Raw genomic sequence first — 13,702 nt, 5'->3', positions numbered from 1 at the left:
GTCGTCACTCCCCCTGGATGGTCATGATCACGGCGTCGAGCTCGTCGGGCTTCACGAGGACGTCGCGTGCCTTCGAGCCCTCACTGGGCCCGACCACGCCACGACTCTCGAGGATGTCCATCAACCGCCCGGCCTTCGCGAAGCCGACGCGGAGCTTGCGCTGGAGCATCGACGTCGAGCCGAACTGGGTGGAGACGACCAGCTCGATCGCCTGCACCACGAGGTCCATGTCGTCGCCGATGTCGTCGTCGAGCACCTTGTTGCTGGCCTGCGGGGCGGTGACGTCCTCGCGGTACGTCGGCTCGAGCTGGGCCTTGCAGTGCTTGACGACCTGGTGGATCTCCGCCTCGGTGACCCAGCTCCCCTGGACCCTGATGGGCTTCGACGCGCCCATCGGCAGGAACAGCCCGTCACCCTGGCCGACGAGCTTCTCGGCGCCCGGCTGGTCGAGGATGACCCGGCTGTCCGCGAGCGAGGACGTCGCGAACGCGAGCCTCGACGGGACGTTGGCCTTGATCAGGCCGGTCACGACGTCGACCGACGGTCGCTGCGTCGCGAGCACCAGGTGGATGCCGGCGGCGCGGGCGAGCTGGGTGATCCGGACGACGGAGTCCTCGACGTCGCGGGGCGCCACCATCATCAGGTCGGCGAGCTCGTCGACGATCACCAGCAGGTAGGGGTACGGCGTCACGACCCGCTCGCTGCCCGGCGGGACCTCGACCTTGCCCGCCCGGACGGCCTTGTTGAAGTCGTCGATGTGGCGGAACCCGAAGTTGGCCAGGTCGTCGTAGCGCATGTCCATCTCGCGACAGACCCACGCGAGCGCCTCGGCGGCCTTCTTGGGGTTGGTGATGATCGGCGTGATGAGGTGCGGGACGCCCTCGTAGTTGTTGAGCTCCACGCGCTTGGGGTCGACCATGATCATGCGGACCTCGTCGGGCGTCGCCCGCATGAGGATCGAGGTGATCAGCGAGTTGATGAAGCTCGACTTGCCGGAGCCGGTCGCACCCGCGACGAGCAGGTGCGGCATCTTCGCCATGTTGGCGACGACGAAGCCGCCCTCCACGTCCTTGCCGAGGCCGGCCACCATCGGGTGGTGGTCGTTGCGCGACGCGTTGGACCGCAGCACGTCACCGAGGGAGACGATCTCCTTGTCGATGTTGGGGATCTCGACGCCGACCGCGGACTTGCCGGGGATCGGGCTGAGGATCCGCACGTCCTCGGAGCCGACGGCGTAGGAGATGTTGCGCGAGACGCCGAGGATCTTCTCGACCTTGACGCCGGTGCCCAGCTCGATCTCGTAGCGGGTCACCGTCGGGCCACGCGTGTAGCCGGTGACCTGGGCGTCGATGCCGAACTCCTCGAGCACCTGGGTCAGCTTGTCGACGACGGCGTCGCTGGCCTTCGAGCGCGCCTTGTGGGGCGATCCGGGCTTGAGCGCGTCGCTGGTCGGGAGCGAGTAGGTGATGTCGCCGGACAGCGCGAGCTGCTCGACGCGCTGCGGCAGCTGGGCGTGCGGGGGCGGCTCGAGCTCGCCGGTCTCCGCAGCGGCCGAGGCCGCCACCAGGGGCACGTCGTCGACGAGCGGGAGGTCGATCGGCTCCCGCAGCTCCATCGACTCCTCGACGTCCCCCGCGGTCTTGCGGCTGCGCCGCTTCTTGGGGGGATCGGCCAGGAGCGGGGTGTCGTAGGCGGGGTCGCCCATGAGCGGGTCGAGGGTGTCGTCGCCCGAACCAGCGGACCCGCGGCCCCGACGGACCTTGATCGGCTGGGTCGGCTCACCCTCGTCGCTCGCGTGGTGGCGGCCGAGCAGGGTGTCGCTCAGTTCCCGCATCCGGTCGGGGACGCGATAGAGCGGGGTGGCGGTGATGATGAGGAGGCCGAAGAACGAGAGCAGCAGGAGCAGCGGGACGACGACCGCGGACGAGCGGAGCAGGTCGAGCAGCAGCGCCGAGACGACGTACCCGACCGCGCCACCGCCGTCCTGGAGCGGCGTGGTGTCGCCGCTCACCGGCTGCGGGCTTCCGTTGGCGATGTGGACCATGCCGAGCAGGCCGAAGGCGAAGGCGCTCCAGCCGATCACCTGACGCCCGACGGGGCCGTTGGCCACCGGGTCGCGCATGACTCGCCAGGCGCCGAGCAGGACGAGCAGCGGGACGAACCAGCCGACCTTGCCGACGGTGCCGGCCACGACCGTGCGGACGACCTCCATCAGGCCGCCGGGGACCTCGAACCAGACCCCGGCCGCGACGACGAACGCCAGGCCGCAGAGCAGCAGCCCGATCCCGTCGCGGCGCTGCTCGGGCTCGATCTCCTTGGCACCCCCGACGATGCTGCGGACGACGGCACCGACGCCGTGGGCGAGGCCGAGCCAGAGAGCGACGAGCACCCGCGCGAGGGCGGTGAACGTCTGAGCCACCGGGCCCGGGCCGCTGCGGACAGCGCGCGGCGCCGGCCGACGGGACGCGGTGCTCCGCGTCGCCGGCCGCTTCTTCGCGGTGGTCTTCTTGTTGGCTGTACTACGAGATCGCGAGCTGGCGCTGGTCTTGCTTCCGCTGCTGCGGCTGTTGGACGTGCTCCGGCTTCGCGACCGCGTCGGGGAAGACGTACGGGTCGCCATGCTGAAGACCCTACTCATCTGTCACATCCGCCCCAGGGATCACGTGAGCGTGTCGCAGTCCCAAACGTCACGGGCGTCACGGGCGTCCGGGCTTCTCGTCGTTGTCCAAATCGGTATCGAACTTCGACGGCTCCAGGGCTAGACCCCGCCCGGTCACGCTCCTAAGGTGCCGAATGGTGCGTGCGATCCACGCCACCTCCCAGCAATTCATGCTTTCGAAGGGATCACTCGGTGAAGATTCTCAATCGGGGCCGGAGCATCGGGCTCGGCCTCGCCCTCGTTGCCGCCGGCCTGGCGGCGCCACAAGCGCTGACCGCGTCCGCCGCTCCCGCGGCCCAACCCGACCCGTCCGTCGTCGACCGGATGCGCGAGGCCTCCTCCGGCGGGCTGGCGCTGCGCGAGAACCCGGCCACGGGCAAGGCCGGCTTCGTCCGCGCCCGCGGCGGCAACCCCGACCTGTTCGCCGGCGTCCCCGCCGAAGGTCGCAAGGGAGCCATCGACAAGGCCACCCGCTACCTCGACCGGTTCGCGACCGCGTTCGGCGCCCGACCGAGTGAGTTGACGCAGACCGAGGTCTACGGCGGCCGCGGCGGCTGGTCGATCACCTTCTCCCAGGCCTACCAGGGCGTTCCCGTCTTCGGCGCCGAGCTCAAGGCGGAGGTCGACCACGAGGGCGACCTCACCTCGGTCAACGGCTTCGCCACCCCGGTGTCCACGTCGCTGTCCACCTCCCCCCGCATCAGCGAGAAGCAGGCGCGGGCCCGTGCCCTCCAGCTCGTCAAGGCCCGCCCGAGCGGCCACGAGGACGCGCCGCCGGGCTTCCGCGGCGGCCTGGTCGTCCGCTCGATCAAGCTGATGGTCTATCGCACCGGCTCGACCCGCGGCATCGACGGCCAGAACCGCCTGGCCTGGGTCGCCGAGGTCTGGAACAAGGGCACCATCCGCGAGACCCTCGTCCTCGACGCCGAGACCAACAAGCCCCTCAACCGCTGGTCGATGATGGCCCACGCCCTCGACCGCGAGCTGTACGAGGGCTACGTCGACGACAACGGCACCCCCGCCGACCCGGACGACGACTTCGTCAACTACGACCTCGTCTACACCGAGGGCGACGCGTTCCCCGGCTCCTTGGACGAGGACCAGCGCAACGAGGTCCTCGGCGCGGGTGAGTCGTACTGGATGTTCCGCAACACCTTCGGCTACAACTCCTGGGACGGCGCCGGCGGCAAGATGTACACGGTCAACAACGACCCGACCATCAACTGCCCCAACGCCAACTGGAACGGCTTCTCGACCAACTACTGCACCGGCGTCACCGGTGACGACACCGTCGCCCACGAGTGGGGCCACGCCTACACCGAGTCCACCTCCGGGCTCATCTACCAGTGGCAGTCCGGCGCGATGAACGAGGGCTACTCCGACATCTGGGGCGAGACGGTCGACATGCTCAACGACCGCGACAACTTCCTGGGCGAGACCCAGGACGCCAAGATCGAGCGCACCGAGGGTCTCTGCTCGGAGTACACCCGGTCCCTGATCACCATGGAGATCACCGACCCGGCCGGGGTCGCCGGCGCCTGCAACGCCGCTCCGGCGTCGTTCGGACCGGTCATCACCCAGGCCGGCGTGACCGGCACCGCGATCGTCGGCGTCGACGGCACCGGCACCCTGCCGGACGGCACGCCCGACGACTCGACCGGCAACGGGTGCTTCCCGTTCACCAACGCCGGCGCCATCGCCGGCCAGTGGGTCTACGTCGACCGCGGCGTCTGCACCTTCGACACCAAGGCCGACAACGCCGAGGACGCCGGCGCGCTCGGCATCGTCGTCGGCGACCACACCGCCGGCCGCGACCCGATCTCGATGTCGGGCACGGCGAACATCTACGGCGTCATGGTCACCGTCGAGGACGGTGCGAAGTTCAAGACCGCCGGCGGTCCGGTGACCTTCGACGTCGCCGCGGTCCCGGCCACGACCGACAACTCCTACCGGTGGCTGTCGGGCGAGTCCGACCCGGGCTTCGGCGGCGCGATCCGCGACATGTGGAACCCGAACTGCTACGGCCACCCCGGCGCCGTGTCCGACGCGGAGTACCACTGCTCCGAGGACGACGCGGGCGGCGTGCACTCCAACTCGGGCGTCGTGAACCGCACGTTCGCGATCCTGGTGGACGGCCTGGACGGCAAGGTCGACGAGATCGGGCTCGACAAGGCGGCGTGGCTGTTCTGGTATACCCAGACCCACTTCCTGACGCCGACGTCGTACTTCCCCGACCTCGCCGACGGTCTCGAGGCCGCGTGCCAGGCGCTGCAGGGCCAGTCGATCGAGCGGGTCACGCTCGGCGCCCCGGCCGACCCCGACGGCTCCGACGGCGGGGTCGTCGAGCCTGAGCTGGTCGTCGGTGGCACCACCGAGGCGGACTGTGCCGCGGTGAGCGACGCGATCGCCGAGACCGAGCTGCGGCTCGACCCGACCGAGGAGTGCGAGTGGCAGCCGCTGCTCCAGCCGGGCGCCCCGTCGCTCAGCTGTGGCGACGACACCTCCACCACGACCACCTGGTCGGAGGACTTCGAGGACGGCCTGGCCGGCTGGACGCAGGACGTCGAGCTCGGCTTCCCGTTCAGCGAGGGCATCCCGTGGGAGGCCGCCGACGAGGGTCCCGCCGGGCACGACAGCAGCGTCGCGTTCGGTCCCGACCCGGTGGCCGGGGCGTGTGGTGCTCCCGGTGACCTGACCAGCCGCAACGGTCTGATCAGCCCGGACATCACCGTCCCGGAGGGCCAGTCCCCGCGGCTGTCGTTCGACCACTACGTGGCCACCGAGGCGACGTGGGACGGCGGCAACGTCAAGGCCAGCGTCAACGGCGGAGCGTTCGAGATCGTGCCCGACACGGCGTACCTCTTCAATGCGCCGGGTGGCGAGCTCGACCCGACCCAGGGCCCGATGGGCGGCGAAGCCGCCTGGACCGGCACCGACGGCGGTCAGCTCACCGGCTCGTGGGGCACGTCGGTCATCGACCTGAGCGCGATCGCGTCCACCGGCGACACGGTCAACTTCCGGTTCGACATGGGCCGCGACGGCTGCAACGGCGTCGACGGCTGGTACGTCGACGACGTGGCCGTCCAGGTCTGCGCGCCCGACCCGGTCGCCACCACCTCCGAGGCCACCGGGCCGAAGACGGTGGAACGCGGTCGCCCGTTCACCATCAAGGTCGAGGTCACCGCCGCCGACGGCAGCACGCCGCACGGGGTCGTCGTCCTCAAGAACGGCGGGTTCAAGCTCGGCCGCGATGCCTTGAACAACAACGGGATCGCGCGGATCCGGGTCTCCCGGATCTTCGGGATCGGTGACCACGAGCTGTTCGCGAAGTTCCGTGCCAACGAGGACTACAAGCGCAGCACCGACACCGTCACGATCACCGTCGTCCGACGCTGATCCAGCACCACGCAGAGAACCCCCGCCCTCCGGAAGGAGGGCGGGGGTTCTCGCGTCGTACGGAGTGCTGCGAGCGGATCAGGCCTCGACGACCACCGGGATGATCATCGGACGTCGCTTGTGGGCGTTGCTCACCCAGCGACCGATGACCCGGCGGACCGTCTGCTGGAGCTGGTAGGTGTCGGTGTTGCCGTCGGAGAGCACCTGGTTGACCGCGTCGATGATCGGCTGCTTGATCGGCTCGAACATCGAGTCGTCCCAGGCGTGGCCGCGGGCGTGGATCTCCGGACCCGCGCTGACCTTGCCGGCCACCGAGTCGACGACCACGATCACCGAGATGAACCCCTCCTCGCCCAGGATCCGGCGGTCCTTGAGCTCGGACTCGGTCACGTCGCCGATCGACGTCCCGTCGACGAAGACGTAGCCCACGTCGACCTTGCCGGTCACCGACGCGACGCCGTCGACGAGGTCGACGACGACGCCGTCCTCGGCGTAGACGACGTTCTCGACGCCGGTCTCCTTGGCGAGCGCGCCGTTGGCGAGCATGTGCCGGGTCTCCCCGTGGACCGGGAGGACGTTGCGCGGCCGCACGATGTTGTAGCAGTAGATCAGCTCACCGGCGCTGGCGTGGCCGCTGACGTGGACCAAGGCGTTGCCCTTGTGGACCACGCGGGCGCCCCAACGGGACAGTCCGTTGATGACCCGGTAGACCGCGTTCTCGTTGCCGGGGATCAGGCTCGACGCGAGCACGACGGTGTCGCCGGCCTCGAGGTGGACGAAGTTGTGCGTCCGGTTGGCGATCCGCGCGAGCGCGCTCATCGGCTCGCCCTGCGAGCCGGTCGAGATGAGGACCTGCCGCTCCGGCGGCAGCGTCGCCAGCTCCTTGGCGTCGACCATCACGCCGGGCGGGACGGTGAGGTAGCCGAGGTCGCGGGCGATGCCCATGTTGCGCACCATCGACCGACCGACGTAGGCGACCTTGCGGTCGTGCTTCACCGCGGAGTCGAGGATCTGCTGGACCCGGTGCACGTGGGACGCGAAGCAGGCCACGATGATCCGCTGCTCGGACTCGCGGAAGACCTGGTCCAGGACCGGGGTGATCTTCTTCTCCGCGGTCGTGAAGCCGGGGACCTCGGCGTTGGTCGAGTCGGTGAGGAAGAGGTCGACGCCCTCCTCCCCCAGCCGCGCGAACGCCCGCAGGTCGGTGATCCGACCGTCCATCGGGAGCTGGTCCATCTTGAAGTCGCCGGTGTGGAGCACCAGCCCGGCGCCGGTCCGGATCGCCACCGCGAGCGCGTCAGGGATCGAGTGGTTGACCGCGACGAACTCCAGGTCGAACGGGCCGAAGCTGATCCGGTCGCCCTCACTGACCTTGTAGAACGAGGTCTGCTTGATCCGGTGCTCCCGGATCTTGCCGTTGACCAGCGCCAGGGTCAGCTCGGAACCGACGAGCGGGATGTCGGCCCGCTCGCGCAGCAGGTACGGCGTCGCCCCGATGTGGTCCTCGTGGCCGTGGGTCAGCACCAGCGCCTCGACGTCGTCGAGGCGGTCGCGGATCGGTGCGAAGTCCGGGAGGATCAGGTCGACGCCCGGGTGGCTCTCGTCGGGGAACAGGACGCCGCAGTCGACGATGAGCAGGCGGCCGTCGTACTCGAAGACCGTCATGTTGCGGCCGACCTCGCCGAGGCCGCCCAGCGGGATCACCCGCAGGCCTCCCTCGGGGAGCTCCGGCGGGGCGCTGAGCTCGGGGTGCGGGTGACTCAAGCGAGGACCCCTGCAGCCTCGAGGCCGACCCGCAGCGCTGCGAGCTCCTCGTCGTCGAGCTCGATGAGCGGGGAACGGACACGTCGGTTCTCGAGCACGCCGATCATCTCCAGCGACGCCTTGGCGGTCGTCGCTCCGTAGTTGGGAACGCCCATGATCGCGTCGATCGCCGGGAGCATGCCGGTGAAGATGTCGAGCGCGGCCAACGGGTCGTGGTGGAACGCGTCGTGCATCGCACGCAGACGGTCGCCGACCACGTGGCCGGCGACGGAGACGAAGCCGACGGCGCCGTGGGCGAGCCAGGCCAGGTTGGCCTCGTCGTCGCCCGAGTAGATCGCCAGGCCCATCTCCTTGATCCTCACGCCGCGCGCCATGTCGCCCACGGCGTCCTTGAGCGCGACGACCGGCTCCCAGCCGGCCATCACCTCGAAGGACTCCAGGGCGATCTGGCTGCCGGTGCGACCGGGGACGTCGTAGAGCATCACGGGGAGCTCGGCGGCGTCGACGACCTGGCGGAAGTGGTTGAGGATGCCGCGCTGGCCGGGCTTGTTGTAGTACGGCGTCACGAGGAGCACTCCGTCGGCGCCCACCTTGGCGGCCTGCTGGGCGAGCCAGATCGAGGTGCTCGTGTCGTTGGTGCCGACGCCGGCGACGAGCTTGGCCCGGTCGCCGACCGCGTCCTTGACCGCGGCGAGGACCTCGCCGTCCTCCTCCTTGGTGGTCGTCGCGGACTCGCCGGTGGTCCCGGAGACCACCAGTCCGTCGTGGCCGTGGTCGACCAGGTGGCGGGCGACGCGCTGGACGCCGTCGAGGTCCACCGAGCCGTCCTCGCGGAAGGGTGTGACCATCGCGGTCAGCACGGTGCCGAAGGGCGCGGAGCTCATGGGCACAGGCTATCGCGCCGCCGCCACCTCAGACGTGCGGCATGACCTCCGTCGCCACGAGGTCCAGGTGCTCCAGGTCGGCCAGGTCGAGGACCTGGAGGTAGATCCGCTGCGTCCCGAGGGCCCCGAACCGGCCGATCTTGTCCACGACCTCCTGTGGCGACCCGGTGAGGCCGTTGGCCCGGAGCTCGTCCACGTCGCGGCCGATCGCCGCTGCCCGACGAGCGACCTCGCTCTCGTCCCGGCCGACGCACAGCACCAGCGCGTTGGACCAGGTGAGCCCGTCGGGGTCGCGGCCGATCTTCTCGCAGGCCGCGCGCACGCGGTCGAACTGCGTCCTGGTCGTCGCCTCGTCGACGAACGGCAGGTTGAACTCGTCGGCGTACCGCGCGGTCAGCGCAGGGGTCTTGCGGGGACCCTTGCCGCCGATGAGGACGGGCGGTCCTCCCCGGTGCCCGGTGTCCTGGACCGGCTTGGGGAGGGCGGGCGAGTCCGCGAGGCGGTAGTGGTCACCCGCGAAGTCGTAGGTCTCCCCCGCCGGCGTCGACCACAGCCCCGTCACGACCTCGAGCTGCTCGGCGAGCCGGTCGAACCGCTCCGCGGTGTCGGGGAACGGGATCCCGTAGGCGGTGTGCTCCTGGGTGAACCAGCCCGCCCCGATACCGAGCTCGACCCGGCCGGCGCTCATCGCATCGACCTGGGCGACCTGGATCGCCAGCACGCCGGGGTGGCGGAAGGTGGCGCTCGTCATCAGCGTGCCGAGCCGGATCGTGGAGGTGTCGCGCGCCAGCCCGGCCAGGGTCGTCCACGCGTCCGTCGGTCCGGGCAGGCCGTCGCCCGACATCGACAGGTAGTGGTCGGAGCGGAAGAACGCGCCGAAGCCCAGGGCCTCGGCGGCCTGCGCGACCGCGAGGAGGTCGTCGTACGACGCACCCTGCTGGGGCTCGGTCATCACCCGGAGCTCAATCGTCATGGGGCGAGCCTCCCAGGGTGGATCAACCGCAGGCGAAGACCCGCTCCCAGCGGACGATGTCGAAGCCCTCGCGAGGCTCACGCGCCACCTCGCGCCACTTGGAACGGCTGAACTGCGGGTAGTGGGTGTCGCCCTCGGGGCTCGCGTGGACCTCGCTGATGACCTGCACGTCGGCATACGGCAGCGCGGCGTCGTAGACCACCGCGCCGCCGCCGATCGACACGTCGCCCTCGAGGGTGTCGGCCAGCGCGAGGGCCTCGGGGACGCTGGCGCACACGTGGACGCCGTCGGCGCTCCACGCCGGGTCGCGGGTCAGCACGATGGTGGTCCGGTCGGGCAGCGGCCGGCCGATGCCCTCGTGCGTGGTCCGGCCCAGGACGAGGACCGTGCCGACCGTGGTCGCCTTGAAGTGGGCGAAGTCCTCGGGGAGGTGCCACGGGATGTTGCCACCGAGGCCGATCACGCCGTTCTCCGCGACCGCTGCGACCATCGTCACGGTCTTGCCACCCGGGGTGCTCATGGGGTGGTCATACGGCGATCGGGGCCTTGATGCCGGGGTGCGGGTCGTAGCCCTCGACGCTGATGTGCTCGAGGTCGAACCCGTCGATCTCGGAGACGCTCGGGTCGAGGACCAGTGTCGGAAGCGCGCGGGGCTCGCGGGTGAGCTGGAGCCGGGCCTGCTCGAGGTGGTTGGAGTAGAGATGGGCGTCGCCGAGGGTGTGGACGAAGTCGCCCACCTCCAGTCCGGTCACCTGGGCGACCATGTGCGTGAGCAGCGCGTAGGACGCGATGTTGAACGGCACCCCGAGGAACACGTCGGCCGAGCGCTGGTAGAGCTGGCAGCTGAGCCGCCCGCCGGCGACGTAGAACTGGAAGAACGCGTGGCACGGCGCCAGCGCCATGTCCGGGATGTCCGCCGGGTTCCACGCCGAGACGATGTGGCGGCGGCTGTCGGGGTTGCTCCGGATGTCGGCGATCACCTGGGACAGCTGGTCGATGTGGCGGCCGTCGGGCGCTGGCCAGGAGCGCCACTGGGCGCCGTAGACCGGCCCGAGGTCGCCGTTCTCATCGGCCCACTCGTCCCAGATGGTGATGCCGCGGTCCTGGAGCCACTTGACGTTGGTGTCGCCGCGGAGGAACCACAGCAGCTCACCGAAGACCGAACGGGTGTGGATCTTCTTGGTCGTCACCAGCGGGAAGCCCTCGGTCAGGTCGAACCGCATCTGGTGGCCGAACACGCTGAGCGTGCCCGTGCCGGTGCGGTCGCCCTTCTCGGCACCCTCGTCGAGGATCCGCTGGACGAGGTCGAGGTAGGCCTGCACGACTCGAAGCCTAGTTGCTCGCGGGGACGGTCGGTCGGCTCACGCGCTCAACGACATCGGGCCGTAGACGAGCCGGTCGAGCTCGAACAGGGTCACCTGAGCGACGCCACCCTCCTTGAGGCCCTCCCAGGTCTCGCCGATCCACGACTCGGCGTCGGCCTGGCTGGCGAACCGCTGGTCGCCGTACTCCTCGGCGGCATCCCCGGACAGGGCGACCTCGCCGCCGTCGGCGTCCTCCAGCCGCCACCACCACGGGCGCTCGGCCGGGGTCGGTGCACGGAAGGCGGCGGGCTGCTCGGGAAGGTTCATCAGGACTCCCGCACCGAGGTGTCGACGAACGGGGGCTTCACGATCTTGAAGACCTCACGCCGGCCGCGGACGTCGACGCCGACCTCCGCGTCGTCGGCGACGGCCGTCGCGACCAGGGCCATCCCGATGCCCTGCTTGAGGCTCGGCGAGAACGTCCCGGAGGTGACCTCGCCCAGCAGCACGTCGGGGATGAGCGAGACCGACATGTGGGGGCGTGGGATCGCCCGTCCGGTCGCGACGAGGCCGACGAGCTTGCGGCGGGCGCCGCGCTCCTTCTCCGCGAGCACCGCGTCGCGGCCCCAGAACTCCGGCTTCTTCCAGCCGACGGCCCAGCCGAGCCGCGCCTCGTTGGGGGTGACGGTCGGGCCGATGTCCTGGCCGTGGAGCGGGTAACCCATCTCGGTCCGGAGCGTGTCGCGCGCGCCGAGGCCGCACGGCAGGATGCCGTGCTCGGCTCCGGCCTCCAGCACGGCGTCCCAGAGAGCCGGGCCGGCCGCGCTCGGAGCGATGAGCTCGTAGCCCCGCTCGCCGGTGTAGCCGGTGCGACACACGATGACGGTGTGGCCGTCGTGCTCGGCCTCGACGAAGGTCAGGTAGTCGTGGCCGACCGGCAGGCCGACCTTGGCGAGGACGTCGTCGGAGCGGGTGCCCTGGACGGCGAGGACGACGTGGTCGGCGTGCTGGTCGATGACCTCGACGCCCTCGGGCGCCGCCGCCGCCAGCCGGGCGAAGACCTCGGCGTTGTTGGCCGCGTTGGGGACGAGCAGCACGTGCTCGTCGTCGCGGTAGTAGCTGAAGATGTCGTCGATGATGCCGCCGGTCTCAGGGTCGAGGCAGAGCGTGTACTGCGCCCGTCCGGGGCCGATCCGACCGAGGTCGTTGCTCAGCGTGGCGTTGACGAAGGCGGCCGCCCCCGGTCCCTGGACCAGGACCTTGCCGAGGTGGCTGACGTCGAAGATCCCGACGGCGGAGCGCACGGCGTTGTGCTCCTCGACGATGCCCGAGTACTGGAGCGGCATGTCCCAGCCGCCGAACTCGGCGAACTTCGCGCCGAGGCCCTCGTGCCGGTCGTGCAGGGGCGATCGGGACCCGGGCGTGGGCGAGGTGGCGTGCATGCGGCAAACCCTACCGAGCCGCGTCCCTCGACCGTCCGTCCCCGTCGTCGGTCACGGGGCGTGCCACTAGTCTCCGGCCCATGACGTCCTACGCCCTGCGCACCGCGAGTCCCGCCAAGACCCGGGCCGAGGCCGTGGTCGTGGGCGTGGTGCCGGGCGAGGGCGGTCGCGCGGGGTCGGCCCGTCTCGCCGACGGCGGCGAGGACGTCGCCGCCGCTTACGGCCGCAAGCTCGCGCCGCTGCTGGCCACCCTCGGCCTGACCGGCCGCGCCGGCGAGGTCGCCAAGGTCCCGACCTCCGGCACCCTCGGCTCGCCGCTGCTGGTCCTCGTCGGCCTGGGCGCCGACGCCGGCCCGGCCGCCGTACGCCGGGCCGCCGGTGCCGCCGCCCGAGCCGTCACCAACGCCGCCTCCGTCGCGATGGCGCTGCCGGCCGACTCCCCCGAGCTCGTCCGGGCGGTGCTCGAGGGCTACCGCCTCGGCGGCTACACCTACACCCGCTACAAGAGCAGCGGCTCGCCCTCGGCCCCGGCCGAGATCGTCGTCCTCTCCCCCGGTGCCCGGCGCAAGGAGATCGTCGCTGCGTTCGACGACGCCCAGCTCGTGGCCGACGCCGTCATCGGCGTCCGGGACTGGGTCAACACCCCACCGGGCGACCTCACCCCGGCCCGGTTCGCCGAGGAGATCGTCCCCGCCTGCAAGCCGGTCGCCGGGGTCAAGGCGACCGTCCTGGACGAGGTCCGGCTGGCCGAGCTCGGGTGCGGCGGCATCCTCGGCGTCGGCGCGGGCTCCGCCGCGCCGCCGCGACTCGTCGAGCTCGACTACCGGCCCCCCAAGGGCGTGGCCGCGAAGGTGCACCTGGCACTGGTCGGCAAGGGCATCACGTTCGACTCCGGCGGTCTCACCATCAAGCCCGCGGCCAGCATGCCGACGATGAAGGAGGACATGGCCGGCGCCGCCGCGGTCGTGCAGGCCGTCCTCACCATCGCGCGGCTCGGCCTGCCCGTCCGGGTGACCGGCGTCGCCGCGCTCGCCGAGAACATGGTCGGCGGCGCGTCGTTCCGGCCCGGCGACGTCCTCACCACCTACGGCGGGACGACCGTCGAGATCACCAACACCGACGCCGAGGGACGCCTGGTCCTCGCCGACGCGCTCGGCAGGGCAGCCGAGCGCAAGCCGGACCTGCTCGTCGACATCGCGACGCTCACGGCCCACATGTCGCTCGCCCTGGGTGACCGGATGTGCGGCGTCCTGGGCGACGACGCCGTCGTCGCCCAGGTG

General features: G+C 70.9%; 10 protein-coding genes. 2 read left to right on the top strand and 8 right to left on the bottom strand.

Annotated features, from left to right (window positions below; all coding sequences use genetic code 11):
- Positions 1 to 4: 4 nt before the first annotated feature.
- On the bottom strand, positions 5 to 2,620 hold the full coding sequence (locus tag H0487_RS10345) for a DNA translocase FtsK (protein ID WP_183094156.1): 2,616 nt from the start codon (positions 2,618 to 2,620) through the stop codon (positions 5 to 7).
- Between the two features lie 231 nt (positions 2,621 to 2,851).
- On the opposite strand from H0487_RS10345, the gene H0487_RS10340 reads away from it, so the two are divergent.
- Entirely contained in the window at positions 2,852 to 6,055 is a 3,204-nt protein-coding gene (locus tag H0487_RS10340; RefSeq protein ID WP_183094155.1) for a M4 family metallopeptidase, read from the top strand.
- A gap of 78 nt (positions 6,056 to 6,133) precedes the next feature.
- Here H0487_RS10340 and H0487_RS10335 read toward each other — a convergent pair whose 3' ends face one another.
- Genes H0487_RS10335 through gcvT form a run of 7 tightly spaced genes read right to left on the bottom strand, consistent with a single transcriptional unit; the run spans position 6,134 to position 12,422 of the window.
- Entirely contained in the window at positions 6,134 to 7,819 is a 1,686-nt protein-coding gene (locus H0487_RS10335) for a ribonuclease J (protein WP_183094154.1), read from the bottom strand.
- Positions 7,816 to 8,703, bottom strand: a complete 888-nt coding sequence (dapA, locus tag H0487_RS10330) for a 4-hydroxy-tetrahydrodipicolinate synthase (RefSeq protein ID WP_183094153.1) — start codon at positions 8,701 to 8,703, stop codon at positions 7,816 to 7,818. The genes H0487_RS10335 and dapA overlap by 4 nt, the downstream gene beginning before the upstream one ends.
- Positions 8,704 to 8,731: 28 nt before the next feature.
- Entirely contained in the window at positions 8,732 to 9,676 is a 945-nt protein-coding gene (locus tag H0487_RS10325; RefSeq protein WP_220793278.1) for an LLM class F420-dependent oxidoreductase, read from the bottom strand.
- A 22-nt stretch (positions 9,677 to 9,698) separates the two neighbouring features.
- A complete protein-coding gene (locus tag H0487_RS10320) occupies positions 9,699 to 10,196 on the bottom strand; it encodes a dihydrofolate reductase (protein WP_183094152.1) in 498 nt (165 codons plus the stop codon).
- A 7-nt stretch (positions 10,197 to 10,203) separates the two neighbouring features.
- On the bottom strand, positions 10,204 to 10,998 hold the full coding sequence (locus H0487_RS10315) for a thymidylate synthase (protein WP_183094151.1): 795 nt from the start codon (positions 10,996 to 10,998) through the stop codon (positions 10,204 to 10,206).
- Between the two features lie 39 nt (positions 10,999 to 11,037).
- Positions 11,038 to 11,307, bottom strand: a complete 270-nt coding sequence (locus H0487_RS10310; protein WP_183094150.1) for a hypothetical protein — start codon at positions 11,305 to 11,307, stop codon at positions 11,038 to 11,040.
- Positions 11,307 to 12,422, bottom strand: coding sequence for a glycine cleavage system aminomethyltransferase GcvT (gcvT, locus tag H0487_RS10305; protein ID WP_183094149.1), 1,116 nt, complete (start codon positions 12,420 to 12,422; stop codon positions 11,307 to 11,309). Before gcvT ends, H0487_RS10310 begins: the two co-directional genes overlap by 1 nt.
- Before the next feature lie 80 nt (positions 12,423 to 12,502).
- Here gcvT and H0487_RS10300 point away from each other — a divergent pair.
- The coding region (locus tag H0487_RS10300; protein ID WP_183094148.1) for a leucyl aminopeptidase family protein at positions 12,503 to 13,702 on the top strand (1,200 nt) is incomplete at its 3' end.

The organism is Nocardioides stalactiti (genome assembly GCF_014180715.1).
Lineage (GTDB): Bacteria > Actinomycetota > Actinomycetes > Propionibacteriales > Nocardioidaceae > Nocardioides > Nocardioides stalactiti.
The sequence above is the reverse complement of the archived record's forward strand: the minus strand, read 5'-3'. Positions and strand labels throughout refer to the sequence as shown.